Raw genomic sequence first — 18,307 nt, 5'->3', positions numbered from 1 at the left:
GGGCAGCGGTTTCGTGCATGCACAGCGTTGACCCCTGGGCAACGCGGGCGCGGGCGCTGTTCACCAGCGGGCCCGCGGCGCCACACGTCCGTGTCTGAGCGAGCAGCCGTACCTGGCAGGCAGCACCGTGTCCCGTCCGCGCCTGGCAACGTGCCGGGACGTGCAGCGCAAGGAGGCCGTATGAAGGCCGTGGCCGTCTTCCCCCAGCAGCGCGAGGTGCGCGTCATCACCGACGCCCCCGAGCCCCGCATCCAGTCACCCACGCAGGTGAAGGTGCGGACGCGGGAAATCGGGGTGTGTGGCACGGACAAGGAAATCATCGAGTTCGTCTACGGCTCCCCACCGCCGGGCTCGGACCACCTCATCCTGGGCCACGAGTGCCTGGGCGAGGTGGTGGAGGTAGGCGAGGCCGTCCGGGGTCTCAGCCGCGGCGACTGGGTGGTGCCGCGCGTGCGCCGGCCGTGCCCGCATGCCACCTGCCCGCCGTGCCGCGGGGGCCACCCGGACTTCTGCATCACCGGCGACTACACCGAGCGGGGAATCAAGGGCGCCCACGGCTTCGGCGCCGAGTACTTCGTGGAGGACGCGGCCTACCTGCACCGGGTGCCCACGGAGCTGCGCGAGGTGGCGGTGCTCACCGAGCCGCTCACCATCGCGGAGAAGTCCCTCCGTCAGTTGGAGCGCCTCCAGGACCGGCTGCCGTGGAAGGCGGGCCCGGGCCGCGCGGTGGTGCTGGGCGCGGGGCCGGTGGGGCTGCTGGGCGCCATGGCGCTGGTGCGCCGGGGTCATGCCACCACGGTGTATTCGCGCAGCCCCAAGCCCAACGCGAAGGCCGAGGCGTCGGAGGCGCTGGGTGTGCCCTACCTCTCCTCGAAGGAGGTGCGGCCGGAGGAGCTGGTCCGCAGGGTCGGCGCCGCGGACGTCATCTACGAGGCCGCGGGCGTGGCGAAGGCGGCGCTGGAGACGCTGAAGGCGCTGGGACCCAACGGCGTCTGCATCCTCACCGGCGTGCCGTCGAAGGAGGAGCCCTTCGACGTGTCCCCGGTGCTCAAGGACATGGTGCTGGGCAACCAGGTGCTGGTAGGTACGGTGAACGCGGCGGATGTCGACTTCGACATGGCGCTGGAGGACCTGCGGCACTTCCAGGCCCGCTGGCCCGGGGGGCTGGAGCGGCTCATCTGTGCCCGGCACTCGCCCGAGGACTACCATGACGTCGTCACTGGCAAGAAGGCTGGCGGCATCAAGGACGTCATCCGCTTCATCTGACCCCTTCGACAAGGAGCGACTCATGGCAACGGGAAGCGGCGGCGCTTCGGTGACGGGACAGCCGGTGGCCATCGAGGACCACGGCGTCATCGGTGACCTGCGGACGGTGGCGCTGGTGGCCAACGAGGGCACCATCGACTGGTTCTGTTTTCCGCACTTCGACAGTCCCAGTGTCTTCGCCGCGCTGTTGGACCCTGAGAAGGGAGGCCACTGGAGCGTCGCGCCGGAGCCCGACGGGGTGATGAAGCGGCAGTTCTACTGGCCGGACACCAACGTGCTGGTGACGCGCTTCTACACGCCGGACGGCGTGGGCGAGCTGGTGGACTTCATGCCCATGGCGGGCAAGAAGGGCGTGAAGGAGGAGCGGGAACTCCTCCGGCGCGTGCGCGTGGTGCGCGGGGAGATGACCTTCCGCATGGAGTGCTTCCCGGCCTTCAACTACGCCAGGGACCCGCACGAGACGAAGCTCATCCGCAGCGGGGCGACCTTCTCCTCCCAGACGCTCCAGCTCACGGTGTCCTCGTCGGTGCCGCTGCAGCAGGCGGAGCGGGGCGTCACCGCGTCCTTCACCTTGCGTGAGAACCAGTCCGCCGTCTTCTCCCTGCACCCGGGTGCGCGCACGTCCTGCGAGGCGGTGGTGCATGACCACCAGTCCTCCGAGGACCTCTTCCGGGAGACGGTGGAGTACTGGCGCCACTGGCTGTCGGGCTGTCAGTACAGGGGCCGGTGGCGGGAGACGGTGCAGCGCTCGGCGCTGGCGCTCAAGTTGATGACCTTCGCGCCCACGGGGGCCATCGTCGCGGCGCCTACGTGCAGCCTGCCCGAGTCACCGGGTGGCACGCGCAACTGGGACTACCGCTTCTGCTGGCTGCGCGACGCGGCCTTCACCGTGTACGCGTTCCTCCGCATCGGCTTCAAGGAGGAGGCCGCCGCCTTCATGCGCTGGGTGGAGGCGCGCTGCGCGGAGTATGACACCGGGCCGCTGCCCTTGATGTTCGGCATCGACGGCAAGCGCGTTCCGGAGGAGCAGGAGCTGCTGCACCTGGCGGGATATGGCGGGGCGCGTCCGGTGCGCATCGGCAACGGGGCGGCGGACCAGTTGCAGCTCGACATCTACGGCGAGCTGATGGACTCCGTGTACCTGTCCAACAAGTACGCCGCGCCCATCTCGTATGACTTCTGGCGGCACCTGCGCCGGCTGGTGGACTGGGTGTGTGACAACTGGGAGCTGCCGGACGAGGGCATCTGGGAGGTGCGCGGCGGGCAGCGGCAGTTCGTCTATTCGAAGCTGATGTGCTGGGTGGCGGTGGACCGGGCCATCCGGCTGGCGGACAAGCGCAGCTTCCCGGCGGACCGGGCCCGCTGGCACAAGGTGCGGGACACCATCTTCGAGGACATCATGGAGAAGGGGTGGAACCCCGAGCGTGGCGCCTTCGTGCAGCACTATGGCGGTCATGCGTTGGACGCGGCGAACCTGCTGATGCCGCTGGTGTTCTTCCTGTCCCCGGTGGACCCACGCATGCTCCAGACGCTGGATGTCATGCGCAAGCCGCCGTCCCAGGGCGGCCTGGCGTCGGACGGGCTGGTGTTCCGCTACGACGTGGAGGCCACGTTGGATGGGATTGCCGGCAGCGAGGGCACCTTCAACCTCTGCAGCTTCTGGCTGGTGGAGGCGATGACGCGCGCGAGCGTGGCCCGGCCGGACCTGCTGGAGGAGGCGCGGCTCATCTTCGAGCGGATGCTGGGCTACGCCAACCACGTGGGCCTGTACGCGGAGCAGACGGGCATGTCCGGCGAGGCCCTGGGCAACTTCCCGCAGGCGCTGACGCACCTGGCGCTCATCAGCTCCGCGTACAACCTGGACCGCACGCTGGGCCGGCGGGACTGAGGCCCGCCGCGCGCCTGCGAGGCGGAGGTGCGCGCCCTGGCGCCCTGGGTGACGGTGTCGGGCGGCTGGGCCTGGCACTTCATGGCCCCGCCGCACGAGGAGCTCAAGCGCTTCCACGACCACAAGGACGTGGACCTCTTCGTCGAGCCCGCGCGCTTTCCGGAGCTGATTGCCGTGCTCACCGCGCGCGGCTACCACCGCATCTGGACGCGCTTCGACGCCACCTCCACGCACTTCTACCGCTACGCCCGGCACGATGCGGGCGGCAAAATCCTCCTCGACGTCTTCGTCCGGCGCGTGCCGTCCGTGGACGCCGGCGGGATTCGCGTGGTGGACCCGGCCACGCTGCTCACCTTCTACGGTGACATCCACAGCACGGATGACTGCGTGTCGGTGCTGGCCGCGCGGCGGCTGCTGAACAAGGGCCACAGCCCCCTGGGCCGCGCGGAGCTCGTCACCGGGCCCCGCTGAGCGCGACAAGCAAGCCCCGTGGGCGCGGCGACGCAACCCGCGCCCACGGGCTCGCCGTCACTGCACGGTGAAGAGGTGGTTGTTGCCGAAGTTCGAATCCCAGGCCTGGCAGCCCCAGCGGCTGGTGTTCTCGAACCAGACGGCCAGCGTGCCCAGCGTGTGGAGCGGAATGGACGGCGCGGGCGGGTTGGGCGTGGACGAGAAGCCCGCCACCCAGAAGCGCTGCACCGGGCCGTTGTTGAACTGGTAGTAGCCCGTAATCGTCCACCCGGGCGTGGTGCCGTTGATGTCGCCGCGGCACTGCGGCAGCCGGTCCGCGCTGTAGTGGATGGCCGCGGTGGAGCCGAAGGGCAGCGGGTTGGAGGAGGCGAGCACGTTCCAGCCCTGGGCGGGCGACTGGAAGGTGATGCTGGAGGAGGACTGCGAGGAAGCGGCCGTCCCGGCGAGCAGCACGGCGACGGCGGCGGCGAGGCACCAGCGGGGGGATTGACGCGGCAAGGCGAGGCTCCAGGTCGAGTGGGGACTGCATGGCGGATACGCACACCGCGGCAGGCATGGGCTGCGACGGTCCGCCAGTGGACCCTCACCGGTTTGTGCCGCTCAATCGCTGGACTCCTCTAGAGTCAGGCTCCACACACCGTTACGCCCCGCGCCATGGCCGACTTTCTTCCTCGCTTCTACCGACTCGCCGTCCGCGTGGACGCCCACTATGACGCGCTGAGCCGCAAGCTTCGCCAGAAGCTGGGAGTCGCGCCGCCGCTGCGCATCCTCCCCTACCGGGGCTACGGCACGCCCGAGCGCGCCGTCATCAAGGCCCGCGTGCTGGAGGACCGCAACGTGCGCCCGCCGCAGGAGCGCTACACGCTGGTGGGCAGCGCGGTGGCCTCCTACAAGCGCTACATGACGCGCGAAGTCCCGGGCGCGCACGTCGCGGTGCGGTGGGGCGACAAGCGCTGGGAGGGCACCACCGACGAGGAGGGCTTCCTGGAGCTGTGGGTGCCTCCGCCGGACGGGGTGCGCTCGGGCTGGCACATGGTGGAGCTGGAGCTGCTGTCGCCGGACGCGGAGGGCGTGCCCCGCGTGGCCGCGCCGGTGCGGATGGCCGGGCCCGGCGCGGAGTTCGGCGTCATCAGCGACATTGACGACACCGTCATCGTCACCGGCGTCACCGACGTGCTGAAGCGGGCCTGGGCGCTCTTCCTCACCGAGCACCGCGTGCGGCTGCCCTTCCCGGGCGTGGACGCCTTCTACGCCGCGCTCCAGCACGGCCGGGGCACGAGCGCGGACAACCCCATCTTCTACGTGTCCAGCAGCCCGTGGAACCTCTACGAGCACCTGGACGAGTTCCTCTCCCTGCACAAAATCCCCACCGGTCCGCTGCTGCTGCGCGACTGGGGCCTGTCCAGCCAGGGCTTCGCGCCGGGCGGGGGCCATGGGCACAAGCTGGAGAAGATTCGCGCGGTGCTGGGCACGCTGTCGCACCTGCCCTTCATCCTCATTGGCGACAGCGGACAGGAGGACGCGGAGCACTACCGCACCATCGTCCGCGAGTTCCCCGGGCGCATCCACTGCGTCTACATCCGCAACGTGCCCGGGCATCAGCGCCGGGCCGAGGAGCTGGCGCTCATCGCCGCGGACATCCGCGCCGCGGGCAGCCAGATGCTCGTGGTGGATGACACCACCGAGGCCGCCCGTCACGCCGCGCGCGAGGGGTGGATTCAGTGGCGCGAGGTCCGCGAGGTGGAAGCCCACCGCCGCGAGGACGCCGAGCGCTGAGGCCCCAGGGCTCCGGGCGGAGCCGGAGGGCATGATACGCTGGGAGAAAACAGACACACTCCAGGTGTCTGGCTCCCAGAAGAGACCACCCCGCCCATGCGACAGAACGCGATTGTTCCCACGGTGTTTTTCCTGACGCTCCTGGCCTGTAGCGAGAACCGGGAGAAGCTCCAGGGGAACAGTCCGGCGCAGGCGCCGGCCAAGGCCCTGGCGCGCGCCGAGCCCAATGGGAAGCTCGTCCAGCACAAGCTGCTGGACGACAAGTTCCTGGAGATGGCGACGCTGCCGCTGCCGGACAACTGGATTCTCAACAACGGCAAGGCCGCCATGAGCGGGCCGGGCAACGTGAATGTCTACATGTTCCCCATGCGGACGTTCATGTCCTCCAACGACGCGATGATGCAGGCGGCGGTCCGCCGCTCGGGCGGGAAGATGCGGGCCTTCACCTCCATCCAGGACGTCATCCAGCAGGACCTGGTCCCGACCGCGAAGAAGGACGGCAGCAAGCTGGTGAAGCAATACGACGCGCCGAAAATCGCGGCGTCCAACAAGGGCTTCTCGGACCTGCTCTACAAGGTCGGGCCCATGCAGCAGCGCTTCCTCGCGCGGGTGACGGAGTGGGAGGACAAACACGGCGCCCCCTACCTGATTGTCGTCCACCTGAGCGCGACGAACCTCGGGAACATGGTGACGTGGAACTACTACTGCCATGCGCTCGAGGCGCCGAAGGAGCGGTACGAGGAGAGCAAGGACATCCTCCTCAACGCCCTGGCGAACACCCGCTACAACCCCGAATACGTCCGGGCCTACAATCAGGCGGAGATGGCCCGGGAGCGCGGCAGCTGGGCGGCCCACAACCAGCGCATGCAGGCGAACAAGGCCGCCTTCGAGGCCCAGCAGAGGGCCTTCCACGAGAAGAACGACGCCATCAACCAGGCCATCGCCTCCAATTACGCGCAGGGCAACGCCGCGTCGGACCGCAACCACCACCGCTTCCTCAACTACATCAAGGACGAGGAGACGGTCCGCGACGCCGCCGACGGTCAGCGCCACCAGGTGCGCTCGGGCGCCAACCAGTACTGGATGAACGGCAACGGGCAATACGTCCCGTCGAACAACCCCAACTACGACCCGAACCGGGACCCCTCGCTCAACCACCAGCAATGGCACGAGGCGCCCATCGAAGAGTAGGAGCTGTGACTTTCCTTGGAAGGAAGTGACTCATGCGTGGAACGCTGACGAAGTCGATGGGCTGGGTGCTCTCCGCGCTGCTGCTGGGCGCGTGCAGTCCCACGGAGCTGACGGACGAGGGTGACGCGGAGCTGGGGGCGCGCGAGCAGGGGGTGCTGTATCCCCCTCCGGCGCCGCCGAGCGGCAACATCCTGGACGCCACGGCCTTCATGGGGCCGCTGAGCCTGGGCGGCTCGGTGCAGACGCAGTTCACCACGCAGCCGCAGTACCTCTCCTTCGCCTTCTCGGCGGCCGCCGGCGCGCAGGTGAAGCTCGAGGTGACGCACCTGGGCAGCAGCATGTACCTGGACACGGGCCTGTTCGTGTACGGCCCGAAGGATGCCAGCGGCAGCTACGGCACCACGGTGGTGGCCCAGGACGACGACGCGGGCTACGGGCAGCTGAGCAAGATTGCGTCGCTGTCCTTGCCCCAGGGTGGTGAGTACCTGGCCGTGGTGTCCACGGGGACGGGCGTGGGCAAGCGCTTCCGGCTCCAACTGAACTGCCTCAACGGCCAGTGCGTGGACCCGGCGGTGTACGCCGCGTGTGATTTGGACGTGGCCACGCGCATCGAGGTCTGCGTGCAGGCGCTGGTGGAGGAGGTGGACCCGGTGCTGGGCCGGCCCCACACGGCGGCGGAGGCCTTCGCGGCCTGCACCGACGCGACGGACGCCTACCACGCCTACGTGGAAGGCTGTGCGCCGTCCGCCCCGAAGCCCTGGTGCGCGGACGGCCTGTCGACCTTCATGGAGCGGATGTGGCCGGTGTGCCAGGCCTTCTACCGGGCCTACTACGGCGTGGGCCCGCTGGAGCTGGGCGAGCTGCCGCTGAGCAGCGGCTTGCAGGCGGCGCTGACGGCGGGCAACACGCGGTGCAACACCGGGGAGCGCTGGTGCGACGGCGTCCTCGAGACGTACTCCGTGCCAGGCGTGGCGAGCGTGCCGTGGAGCCTGGACCCGGTGGCGGACCTGGCGCTGTACACCCTGCTGGGCCAGGACGTGCAGTACTACCAGTTCGAGCGGTTGCCGGACCTGACCTACGCGGAGCTCGTCGCGAGCAACGACTACTGGTTCCCCGAGCTGGTGTCGGCGCTGCCCGCCGCGTTGGGCAACGGCACGGAGACGCCGCGGGTGGCCCACTACTACACCCGCATCCCGATGGCCCCGGGTGCCAATGACTACCACCACGTCTACGTGGTGCTCTTCCCGCAGTCGTACCGCGTGGCGGCGTTCCACTTCGTCCAGCACGAAATCTGAGCGCGAGCGCCGCCGCTGTTCAGGACAGCGGACGGCCGCCCTGGACCTGGGCGATGCGCTGGGCGCGCTCCATCATCTCGCCCTGGGCCCAGCGCTTCTCCTCTCCGGCGCGTGGCTGCCGGCGGCGCCAGCTCCCGTCCGCCGTCAGCTCCCAGGCGGACGTGGTGTCGGCCATGCAGCGCTCCAGCGAGTCCTTCACCTGGGCGGCCAGGGCGGCGTCCTCCACCGGCGCGAGGATTTCCACGCGGTGGTCCAGGTTGCGCGGCATCAGGTCCGCCGAGCCGATGAAGCACCGCAGCTCCGGGCCGCGCTCGAAGATGTAGATGCGCGAGTGCTCCAGGAAGCGGCCCAGCACGGACACCACGCGGATGTTCTCCGACACGCCGGGGACGCCCGGGCGCAGGCAGCAGATGCCGCGCACGTTCAGCTCCACCCTCACGCCCGCGCGGGACGCCTCGTAGAGGGCGTGGATGATGCCGGGGTCCACCAGCGCGTTCATCTTCATCTGGATGCGCGCGGGGCGCTCGGCCGTGTGCGCGGCGACGGTGCGCTTGATTTGCTCCAGCAGCCCCTGCCGCATGGTGAGCGGGGCCACCAGCAGCTTGCGGAAGCTCTTCGGCCGGCCGAAGCCGGTGAGGTAGTTGAAGACGTCCGCCACGTCCGCGCCAATGTCCGGGTCCGTGGTGAACAGGCCCATGTCCGTGTAGAGGCGCGCCGTCTTCGGGTTGTAGTTGCCCGTGCCGATGTGGACGTAGTGCCGCACCTTGTCGCCCTCGCGCCGGACGATGAGGATGGCCTTTGCGTGCGTCTTCAGGGATGGAATCCCGTAGACGACGTGCACGCCCGCCTCTTCCAGCGCGTTGGCCCAGCGGATGTTGGTGCGCTCGTCGAAGCGGGCCTTCAGCTCCACCATGCACACCGCCTGCTTGCCGCGCTCGGTGGCGGTAATCAGCGCCGGCACCAGCGGCGAGCTGTCCGACGTGCGGTACACCGTCTGCTTGATGGCCAGCACGTCCGGGTCGGCCACGGCCTCGGTGACGAAGCGCTCCACGGAGGTGGCGAAGGACTCGTAGGGGTGGTGGACCAGCAGGTCCCCCCGGCGCATGGACGCCATCACCGTGCCGCCGTCCGGCGCGTCCGCGTCCGTGCGCAGGCGGGCCTGGGTGACGGGGACCCACGGTGGGTCCTTCAGCTCCGGGAAGCCCGGGGCGAAGGCGATGGACTGCAAGTCGTTGAGGCCCACCAGGCCGTGCTCCTCGTAGATTTGCCGTGTCTCCAGGCCCAGGGCCTCCACCAGCGGCTCGAGCAGCTTGGGGCTCATGCCGGCCTGGACTTCCATGCGGACGACGTCGCCGAAGCGGCGCTCGCGCAGCTCCGTCTCCACGGCCTTGAGCAAGTCCTCCGCGTCCTCGGACACGGTGAAGTCCGCGTCGCGGGTGACGCGGAAGGTGCTCCAGCTCAGCACCTCCATGCCGGGGAACAAGTCCCCCAGGTGCTGGGCGATGACTTCCTCCAACGGCACGAAGACGTTGCCCTTGAGGGGCAAAAAGCGCGGCAGCAGCTCCTTGGGCACCTTCACCCGGGCCACGCTCTCCTCGTCCGCGTCCGGGTCCCTCAGCAGCACCGCCAGGCTGAGCGACAGGTTGGAGATGTAGGGGAAGTGCCGCCCCAGGCCGATGGCCAGCGGGGTGAGGACGGGGAAAATCTGCTCCTTGAAGCGCTGGTCCACCTGGGCGCGCTGCTCGGCGTTCAACTCCCTGGCGGAGAGGATGCGCAGGCCCTTCTCGGCCAGGGCGGGGCGGAGCACCTTCTCGAAGGCGTCGCCGTGGCGCCGCGTCTGCCTGAGGATGCCGTCGTGCAGCTTGTCCAGGGTGTCGCTGGGGGAGGCTCCGTCGGGAACCAGGCGCGCCACGCCGTCGCGAATCTGCTCGTGCAGACGGGCGACGCGAATCATGAAGAACTCGTCCAGGTTGCGCGCGTAGATGGAGATGAACTTCAGCCGCTCCAGCAGCGGAACCTCCGCGGACTCGGCCAGTTGGAGGACGCGGTCATTGAAGGCCATCCAGGACAGCTCCCGGTTGAAGAAGAGCTCGGTGTCCTTCGACTCCGCGCCGGCCGGGAGCACGTCCCGGTTGGCGGGCTTCTGGGGGGCGCTGCGACCGCCGCCGCCGCGTTTCGGCATGGTGACTTGACTCCTCGTTGACTCCCTTGGACGGGATGTAGCAGGCCGACCCCCTGCTCATTGTAAACTCGCGTGTTACCTGGGAAGGGGAGCCGTCAGGCGATGTAGGCCCTCCCAGGTGGGCGGGCAGGGGGAAAGGGCGAGTAGCGTGGACTTTGTTGCATCCGCGATATGAGGACTGCATGTCAGGCGACGTGAGCGCGACGGAGACGAACCCCCAGGTGGACACGGCCAGCGGCCTCTTCACGGCCTTCCAGAAGGAAGGCAAGGTCCCCCGGGGGCGGTGGGCGAGCGCCCTGCTGGCGGCCCTGGTGCCGGTGGTGCTGGTCGTGGGCCTCTGGGCCATCGCCAAGGGCGAGGAGCGGACGTTCCGCATCGTCACGCCCAGTGGCTTCAAGTCCATGCGGGGTGGGATGACCACGGAGCAGGTGCGCGCCGTGCTCGGGCGGCCCATCACCCTGGAGCGGGAGGCCAATGGGGCGGAGTGTTACCGCTACGGGCAGCCCAACTTCGTCAATCCGCAGTTCCTCATCTATTCCGTCTGCTACGAGGACGGGAAGCTGCGGGACGTGAAGACGCACCAGTACTCCGCCTGGAACGTGGACCCCGTCTCGGGGACGTTCGCTGCGCCGGGCGAGGAGCCCGCAGCCTCGGCGCCCGTGCCTGCTCAGGGCGGCTGAGGCGGCCGTTCGTGCTGGGGCGTGAAGGCGAACCGGCAGGCGCCGCACCGCTAACGTGAGCCCCACGGCGTCCGGGCCGTCTCCCCGCTACCAGCAGTCGGAGTCCGCCGAGTCCGCGGCACCATCGGCGTCGTTGTCCGCGCCGTCCGCGCACCGGCCCGTCTCTGTCTCGGCGTGCTCGCTGATGTGCAGCGTGTAGCGGATGGGCGTGTCCTGGTCGGGGTTCGCCATGCCGTCCACCACCACCAGCACTGCCTGGCCCTGTTCCAGCGTCACCTTCACGGCGGGCGAGCCTGGGGGGCCCCCGTCCGGGTTGGAGGCGCAGCCCAGCTCCGTGCCCCGGCAACCGGTGAGCACGTAGAGCGCGTTGCCCCACTCGCTCGGGGCCGTGTCGAAGACGTAGGTGCCCGCCTTGGGCGCCGTCCACAGGTGCGCGCGGTCCTGTTGGAGCAGCGCGCCGCACGTGCCCTGGAAGCCATCACCGGAGCCCGCCGTCTCGCCGTGGAACGTCACCGGCAGCGCGCTGCCCAAATCATGATGCGCGCAGCCACGGCCGCCGCAGCCCGGCGCGTCATGACAGTCCGTGTCCGCGCAGTCCACCCAGCGGTCCCCATCATTGTCCATGCCGTCGAAGCAGGCGCCCGCCTCGCTGGCCCGCAGCTCGTCGATGTGCAGCTCGAAGGACCCCGCGCTGAAGCGGTCCGGGCTCGCCGCGTCCACCACCACCAGCACCGTCTGTCCCTGCACCAGTGGCACGGAGACACGCGCGCCGCCGCCGTAGCTGATGCCGTCCTTCGCGCACGCCAGCTCCGCGCCCCCGCAGCCGCCGCTGCGCACGGAGATGAGCGAGCGGATGGCCGACCTCGCCGTGTCGAAGGTGAAGAGCGCGCTCCTGGGCGCCGTCCACAGGAAGCCCCGGTCCGGCGCGCCGCTCCCGCCGCAGGAGGACAGGTGGTCATCCCCCGCGTGCGCGGTGGAGCCCTTCACCATCACCGGCAACTCGCTGCCCAGGTTCCGGTCCACGCACACGGACGCGCTCGCCGCGCAGACGTTGGGGACCCCCGTTGCGCCGCAGGACTCCGGCGCCGTGCAGGTGCCGCACTCCAGCACGCCGCCGCACCCATCCGGCACGGCGCCGCAGTCCTTGCCCAGCAGGCCGCAGGTGTATGGGCGGCAGGAAGGCGCCGCGCACACGTTGGGCGTGCCTCCGCCCCCGCATGTCTCGCCATTCGCGCACGTCCCACACTGGAGCGCGCCGCCGCACCCATCCGGCACGGTGCCACAGTCCTTGCCCAGCGCTTCGCAGGTGGCCGGTGTGCAGAGGGGACGGCCACAGACGTGGTCCACGCCGCCCCCGCCGCACGTCTCACCCGCCGGGCAGACGCCGCAGTCCAGCAGCCCGCCGCAGCCATCCGGCACGGCGCCGCAATTCCTTCCCTGGGATTCGCAGGTGAGCGGGGTGCACACGCCGCCGCCGCACACGTTGGGCTCGCCGCCGCCCCCGCAGGTCAGGCCGTCCGCGCAGCCGCCGCAGTCGAGCATGCCGCCGCACCCGTCCGCCACCGGCCCGCAGTTCTTCCCCAGCGTCTCACACGTCCCCGGGGTGCACGGTGGGTGGCCACAGACATGGGGCACGCCGCCGCCCCCACACGTCAGGCCGTCCGCGCAGCCGCCGCAGTCGAGCATGCCGCCGCAGCCGTCGGACACCTGCCCGCAGTCCTTCCCCAGCGCGTCGCAGGTGGCCCGCTTGCAGAGGCCGCGGCCACACACGTTGGGCGCGCCGCCGCCGCCGCAGGTCAGGCCGTCCGCGCAGCCGCCACAGTCCAGGATGCCGCCACAGCCGTCCGGCACGGCGCCGCAGTCGCGTGCCAGCGACTCGCAGGTGTCCGGCGTGCAGGTGGGCTCGCCGCACACGTTGGGTGTGCCCCCGCCGCCGCAGGACTCGGGGGCCTCGCAGGTGCCGCAGTCGAGCACGCCTTCACAGCCATCCGACACCGGCCCGCAGTTGAGCCCCAGGGCCTCACAGGGGGTGGGCTCGCAGGGCGCCGGGCCGCACACGTTGTGCCGGCCACCGCCTCCGCACACCTCACCGGGGCCACAGGCGCCGCAGTCGAGCGTGCCGCCACAGCCGTCAATGGCGATGCCGCAGTCCATGCCCTGGGAGGCGCACGTCATGGGCTCGCAGGCGGACACCCCCCGGCGGCTGTCCGCGTCCTCGTACGGCTGCGTCTGGCTGCACGCCACCCACAAAACCAGTCCACACGCCCAGAACCACGCTCCCCGTCGCCCCGCTCCGCGCATGCGCTCCCGTCCCGCCCTGGCCACCACCCGCGCCCAACGTGGGGCCGGGCTTCGCGCATGCCCAGCCAGGGTGTGAGGCGGGGTTGGACGGTGCACACACCGCGGCGCGCGGGCGCGGGCGCCGTCCCCCCGAGCGCCCGGTTTCCGACGTTCCCGTCACCCGGCGAGCCCCTGGATTCAGGGTGCGGAGCGGCTCACCCTGCCCGAGGGCAAGGGCGGTGGACCGTCCGAGGAGGAGGGGAGGTGGCACGTCCGTGGACGTTCGCGCAGCGCGCGGGCGCCGGCTTCATCATCTCGTTGGTGGTGGCGCTCGTGCTGGCGGGAACGTCCGTGGTGGCGCTGCTCTCCGTGCGGGCCAACCACAAGGCGCGCATCCTGGAACTGTCCCGAGACGTGCTGGACATCAAGCAACTGGAGCGGACCTTCAACGACAAGGTCGTCAGCGGCCGGGGCTTCGCCTTGACGGGAGACGTCTTCTTCGCCCAGGACATGTCCGTCGCGCGCGAGCGCTTCCTCGCCACCTACGAAGCCCTGAAGCGCCGGCTCACCCAGGAGCCCCTGGCCACGCAGCTGGAGGCCGTCTCCCACGCGGAGCTGGAGCACGAGGAGGCCATGCAGGCGCTCATCCTGGAGCGCGAGGACGGCGTGCCCCGCAAGCGACTGGAGCAGATGTTCGACGGCCACGTGGCGGACACGCGCCGCCGCGCCATGGACAGCCTCCGGGTGCTCCATCAGCAGACGGAGGCCCGGCTGTCCCAGGGCATCCATGAGAGCCTGGCCACGGACCGCAGCGCGCTCGGGCTGTCCCTGCTCGCGGGGAGCCTGGGACTGGCGGGCGCGACGATGCTGGCGTGGACGCTGACGCGCAAGCTGCGGCCCATCCAACAGGAGGCCGAGGCCAGCGCCGAGCGCTTCCAGCTCCTCGTGGAGGGGGTGCGCGACTACGCCTTGTTCCTGTTGGACGCGCGGGGCCAGGTGGAGAGCTGGAACCCGGGCGCGGAGCGCATCATGGGCTACCGCGAGGCGGAAATCCTGGGCCAGCCCTCCAGCGTCTTCTACCCGCCAGAGGCGGTGGCGGCGGGGATTCCGGAGAAGGACCTGGCGCGGGCCCGGAGGGACGGGCGGCTGCACACGGAGGGCTGGAGGGTGCGCAAGGACGGCTCGCGCTACCTGGCGGACACCAACATCACCGTGCTCCAGGACGCGCGCGGGCAGCCGCGCGGCTTCGCCAAGGTGACGCGCGACATCACCGAGCGGCGCCAGGCCGAGCGCACGCAGCAACTGCTGGCGGAGGCAGGGGGCCTCTTCCACCAGTTCCAGGACCCCAACCAGACGGTGGCCGAGCTGACGCGCATCATGGTGCCGGAGGTGGCGGATGCCTGTGTGCTCTACCTGATGACGGCCGGTGGTGACCTCTGGCCTCGCGCGGTGGCGCACGCGGTGCCGGAGAAGGAGGCCTGGCTGTGGGACGCGGCGCGGCGCTTTCTCCCGTCGCGCGAGTCACAGGGGGGCATCTGGCAGGTGCTGCGCACGGGGCGCTCCGAGCTCACGAGCGACGTGTCCCCGGAGGCGCTGTCAGAGGGGCTGGAGGGCCCCGAGCACGTGTCTCTGATGGAGAAGGTGGGCGTGCGCTCCTACCTCGGCGTGCCGCTGCGGGTAGGGCAGCAGACGCGCGGGGTGTTCGTGCTGCTGACGTCCGCGCCGGAGCGCAGGCTGACGATGACGGACCAGGTCCTGGTGGAGGAGGTGGTGGGCCGCGCCGCGCTCGCGCTGGACAACGCCCGGCTCTGGAGCGAGGCGCAGGACGCGGTGGAGCTCATCGGCGTGGCGGCGCACGACCTGGGCAATCCGTTGAACACGCTGCAGTTGCTGCTGCGGAAGCTTCAGCGGACGGAGCTCGCGGGGGAGCAGAAGGCGCGCGGCGGGCTGGCGGCGGCGCTGAAGCAGACGCAGCGGCTGGGGCAGCTGCTGCACAACCTGCTGGACTTGTCGCGGCTGTCGTCGGGGAAGCTGATGCTGGACGTGGCGCCGGTGGACCTGTCGGAGCTGGTGCATGAGGTGGTGGAGCGCTTCGCCGAGCAGGCGGCGGAGGCGGGCTGCAAGCTGGAGTTCAACGCGGAGCTGGGGCTGGTGGGTCGGTGGGACCGGCTGCGGTTGGACCGGGTGGTGACGAACCTCTTGTCCAACGCGCTGAAGTTCGGCAGGGGACGGCCGGTGGAGGTCCGGGTGGAGCACGCGGCCGTGGCGCGGGCGCGGCTGGTGGTGAGGGACCAGGGCGTGGGCATTGCCCCGGAGGCGCAGCGGCGCATCTTCGAGCGCTTCGAAAGAGAGCCCTCCGGTGGCCAGCACGCGGGCTTCGGGTTGGGCCTCTACATCGTCCGGCAGCTGGTGGAGGCGCACGGCGGCACCATCCGCGTGGAGAGCACCCCCAGCGAGGGCGCCGCCTTCATCGTGGAGCTGCCGCTGATGCTGCTGGGCGCGGAGCTGCGCGAGCCACCCGATGCGCCCCTTCATTTGTGAGCCCGCGCGTCACGCGTGCAGCGGCGGCTGGGTGTCCACGAAGGCCCGCAGGGGTGACAGCTCCGGCGCCTTCTCCTGCTCCTCCAGCAGCTCGAACTCCAGCGAGTCATGCGCGCAGAACACCGTGACGTTCCGTCCGTGCCGCCGCACCAGCTCGCGCAGCCGGCGCATGTTGTGCCAGCGCAGGTAGCCGTCCTTCTGCATCAGCTTCTGGTAGGCGCGCAGCCCTGGCGTGCACCGGTACCGGTCCGGGGCCATCTCCCCGTGGTAGAAGTACGCGTCTCCGGCGTGCAGCAGCCACCCGCTGCCATTCTGGATGGCCACGCCCGCGTGGCCCAGGGTGTGGCCCGGCAGCGGCACCAGCAGGATTTCCGGCGGCAGGCCCGTCAAGTCCCGCACGCACTCGAAGCCGAACCAGCGCTCACCGTCTCCACCGGAGGGGTACGTCACCCACTGCGTCTCGTGCATCCACTGCAACGGCCGGTAGCGGCGCCGGTCCAACGGCGTCGCCTGGGCCACGGCGCCCCGGTACTCGTCCGACAGCAGGTGGACCCGGGCGTGCGGGAAGTCGTCCAGGCCTCCAGCATGGTCGAAGTCCAGGTGCGTGAGGACGATGTCGCGCACGTCCTTGGCCTGGAAGCCCATGCGCTCGAGCTGCCGGATGGCCGTGGAGCCCTCGTTGAGCTGGGGTCGCGTCAGCAGGTCGAGGAACAGGGGCGACAGCCGGGGACGCCGGTGCCTCACGTCCTCCAGGCCGAAGCCGGTGTCCACCAGGATGAGCCCCCGCCGGCCTTCCACCAGGAGGCAGTGACACGTCAGCGCCGCGGGCCCCGTGAAGCCCTTTCGTCCGTCCACCAGCCGTCCGCCCGGTGGGCACATGGTGGTGCAGTTCAGGTGGTGGATGCGCATCGCTTCCGCTCCTCGGCAGGGAGCCGCTCGGGCGGCCCGGGTCCAGCGCTAAAGGTGCGCCGCGCGGCGCCACGGAGGAATCCGCGGGAGCGGTGTGGCAGAAGGCTCGCCCGCCCGGCGGGGTGCCTGGACGTCCGCCTCAGAGCTGCTGCAGGTGCTCGGCTGTCCGCTCCTCGCGGACGTTGCCGGTGTTGAGCGTGGTAGCGGGCTCGAAGAGCAGGACGTGGACCTCCTCCTCCGCCACGGGCCGGTGCTCGACGCCGCGGGGAATGATGATGAACTCCCCTGGGCCCACGTCCACCGTGCGCTCGCGCAGCTCCATGCGCAGCTGGCCGTGGAGCACGAGGAACAGCTCGTCCTCGGCGTCGTGCTGGTGCCAGACGAAGGAGCCGTGGAGCCGGGCCAGCCGGACGTGTTGGCCGTTGAGCTCGCCCACCACCTTCGGAGACCAGTGCTCGGAGAAGAGGGCCAGCTTCTGCGCGAGGTTGACCTTGTCCACCTCGGGCGCCGGCGCATCCAGGGCGGCACATGCGGGCGGAGTGCCAGTGCCCTCCAGGGCACGGGCAGTGCCGTCGCGGCGGCGGGAGTCCCAGCGCGGACGACGTCCGGCGAGGACCGTGGGGCTGCGATGAGGCGCGCTCATGCGGGTGTCATCTCCTTCCATGGCGCCGCTGCATTGGCTTGCGCCATGAACTCGACGTCGGAGTGTCTGTCTTCTGCGGAGGATAATCCCGCCTGTCAGCGCGCGGGAGTGCCACGAGGTCGGCTACCCGACGGATGGGGTGAAACATCGCGCCCGCGTGTCGTGAAGGCATCTGTCTCAGGCTCAATCCGGGAAGAACATCGGGTCGCGCGTGGTGACGAACGAGGAGATGGCGCTGGCCACCTCCAGTGGCAGCCCGGTGAATTGCACACCCACGCCCGGCATCAGCTCCGGCGTGCGGGAATTGGCCTCGCGCACCCAGCGCACCACGCCCGTCACCCTCATGGGCCGTCCGCCCGGCAGCGTGAAGTCCAGCTCCACCTGCGTGCCGCGCGGCACCGCGTCCACCGTGGCGATGAAGACGCCGCCCTCGCTGATGTCCAGTGAGAAACCCGTGAAGAAGTTGGAGTCGCTGCGCATGTCGATGGAGGTGTGCATCCGCACCCGTCCGTTGCGCCGCGCGTCGTTCTCCGGCGCCGCGGCGGGCCGTGCCGCGGCTGCTGGAAGGGGCGCGTGCCCCTGGGCCCTCGCCGCGGCGGCCGCCCGAGCCAGCTCGGCCTGCCGGGCCTTGGCTGCTTCGTGCGCTGCCCGTGACACGGCTTCCTGGCGGGCCTTGGCCGCCTCGGCCTGACGCTTGAGCACCGCTTCCGCCTCGGCCACCGCACGGGCTACCTGCGCCGCCTGCTCCTGGTGTGCCCGCAGCAGCGACTGCATCTCCGAACCCGCCTGCCGCCGTGCCTGGAGCGCCACCTGCCGTGCCTCCAGCGCCCGGGCGCGCGGCGCCTCCACGTCCAGCGCGGGCGCCGCGGCCAGCTGAAGCCGGGAGGACTGCTCCCCCAGCATGGGGTCGGCGCCGGGGGCCTGGTGGGCTCGCGTCAGCGCCTGCCGCGCCTGCTCCAGCCGGGTGGCCAGCGCGGACGCCTCCGCCGTGGCCTGGGCGATTTGTTCATGGAGCCGGGCCTCCAGCGTCAACAGCTCGCTCTCGGCGTGAGCCAGCTCCGCTTCACGGGAGACAGCCGGGGGCATGCGGGCAGCAGGGGACGGCGAGCTCATGGGCGAAAGACTCCAGGGCCTCCCACTGTAGCGTCCCCTGGACGACCCCACGAGCCCTACGCGCCGACCCGG

14 protein-coding genes are annotated in these 18,307 nt (G+C 70.6%); 8 read left to right on the top strand and 6 right to left on the bottom strand.

Features of this window, described 5'->3' with window-relative positions:
• The first annotated feature begins 180 nt into the window (after window positions 1-180).
• From HV824_RS12400 to HV824_RS12390, 3 genes are read left to right on the top strand one after another with little or no spacing between them, the layout of a single operon-like run.
• Window positions 181-1,266 (top strand): glucose 1-dehydrogenase, encoded by a 1,086-nt coding sequence (locus tag HV824_RS12400; RefSeq protein ID WP_176419393.1) that lies wholly within the window; start codon window positions 181-183, stop codon window positions 1,264-1,266.
• Window positions 1,267-1,288: 22 nt separating this feature from the next.
• Window positions 1,289-3,154, top strand: a complete 1,866-nt coding sequence (locus HV824_RS12395) for a glycoside hydrolase family 15 protein (protein ID WP_176419394.1) — start codon at window positions 1,289-1,291, stop codon at window positions 3,152-3,154.
• Between the two features lie 27 nt (window positions 3,155-3,181).
• Window positions 3,182-3,625, top strand: coding sequence for a hypothetical protein (locus HV824_RS12390; protein ID WP_255207983.1), 444 nt, complete (start codon window positions 3,182-3,184; stop codon window positions 3,623-3,625).
• Between the two features lie 57 nt (window positions 3,626-3,682).
• Here the strand turns inward: HV824_RS12390 and HV824_RS12385 are convergent, their stop codons facing one another.
• The gene (locus HV824_RS12385; protein WP_176419395.1) at window positions 3,683-4,123 is read right to left on the bottom strand and encodes a DUF6209 family protein; all 441 of its coding nucleotides are present in this window, start codon (window positions 4,121-4,123) and stop codon (window positions 3,683-3,685) included.
• Between the two features lie 156 nt (window positions 4,124-4,279).
• Here HV824_RS12385 and HV824_RS12380 point away from each other — a divergent pair, with 156 nt between their 5' ends.
• The 3 genes from HV824_RS12380 (at window position 4,280) to HV824_RS12370 (ending at window position 7,887) form a co-directional block, all read left to right on the top strand.
• Window positions 4,280-5,401 carry an App1 family protein gene (locus tag HV824_RS12380; protein WP_176419396.1) on the top strand — a complete coding sequence of 374 codons (1,122 nt, stop codon included), beginning with the start codon at window positions 4,280-4,282 and terminating at the stop codon, window positions 5,399-5,401.
• Between the two features lie 96 nt (window positions 5,402-5,497).
• Window positions 5,498-6,592 carry a hypothetical protein gene (locus HV824_RS12375; RefSeq protein ID WP_176423349.1) on the top strand — a complete coding sequence of 365 codons (1,095 nt, stop codon included), beginning with the start codon at window positions 5,498-5,500 and terminating at the stop codon, window positions 6,590-6,592.
• Window positions 6,593-6,624: 32 nt separating this feature from the next.
• Window positions 6,625-7,887, top strand: coding sequence for a hypothetical protein (locus HV824_RS12370; protein WP_176423348.1), 1,263 nt, complete (start codon window positions 6,625-6,627; stop codon window positions 7,885-7,887).
• 19 nt (window positions 7,888-7,906) lie between these two features.
• Here the strand turns inward: HV824_RS12370 and ppk1 are convergent, their stop codons facing one another.
• On the bottom strand, window positions 7,907-10,069 hold the full coding sequence (gene ppk1, locus HV824_RS12365) for a polyphosphate kinase 1 (protein WP_176423347.1): 2,163 nt from the start codon (window positions 10,067-10,069) through the stop codon (window positions 7,907-7,909).
• Between the two features lie 182 nt (window positions 10,070-10,251).
• On the opposite strand from ppk1, the gene HV824_RS12360 reads away from it, so the two are divergent.
• Window positions 10,252-10,749, top strand: a complete 498-nt coding sequence (locus HV824_RS12360; protein ID WP_176419400.1) for a hypothetical protein — start codon at window positions 10,252-10,254, stop codon at window positions 10,747-10,749.
• 87 nt (window positions 10,750-10,836) lie between these two features.
• On the opposite strand, the gene HV824_RS12355 is transcribed toward HV824_RS12360, so the two are convergent.
• Window positions 10,837-13,050 (bottom strand): tryptophan synthase alpha chain, encoded by a 2,214-nt coding sequence (locus HV824_RS12355; RefSeq protein ID WP_176423346.1) that lies wholly within the window; start codon window positions 13,048-13,050, stop codon window positions 10,837-10,839.
• A 243-nt stretch (window positions 13,051-13,293) separates the two neighbouring features.
• On the opposite strand from HV824_RS12355, the gene HV824_RS12350 reads away from it, so the two are divergent.
• A complete protein-coding gene (locus tag HV824_RS12350) occupies window positions 13,294-15,570 on the top strand; it encodes an ATP-binding protein (RefSeq protein WP_176423345.1) in 2,277 nt (758 codons plus the stop codon).
• A 9-nt stretch (window positions 15,571-15,579) separates the two neighbouring features.
• Here HV824_RS12350 and HV824_RS12345 read toward each other — a convergent pair whose 3' ends face one another.
• From HV824_RS12345 to HV824_RS12335, 3 genes are all read right to left on the bottom strand, one after another.
• Window positions 15,580-16,479: an MBL fold metallo-hydrolase gene (locus HV824_RS12345; protein ID WP_176419403.1), complete on the bottom strand. Its 900-nt coding sequence runs from the start codon at window positions 16,477-16,479 to the stop codon at window positions 15,580-15,582.
• 139 nt (window positions 16,480-16,618) lie between these two features.
• Window positions 16,619-17,122, bottom strand: a complete 504-nt coding sequence (locus HV824_RS12340) for a cupin domain-containing protein (protein WP_217917336.1) — start codon at window positions 17,120-17,122, stop codon at window positions 16,619-16,621.
• Between the two features lie 183 nt (window positions 17,123-17,305).
• Complete coding sequence (locus HV824_RS12335; protein WP_176423344.1) at window positions 17,306-18,235, bottom strand: TIGR02266 family protein; 930 nt, start codon at window positions 18,233-18,235, stop codon at window positions 17,306-17,308.
• Between the last annotated feature and the right edge of the window lie 72 nt (window positions 18,236-18,307).

Source organism: Myxococcus sp. AM009, assembly GCF_013372605.1.
GTDB classification, from domain to species: domain Bacteria; phylum Myxococcota; class Myxococcia; order Myxococcales; family Myxococcaceae; genus Myxococcus; species Myxococcus vastator.
The sequence above is the reverse complement of the archived record's forward strand: the minus strand, read 5'-3'. Positions and strand labels throughout refer to the sequence as shown.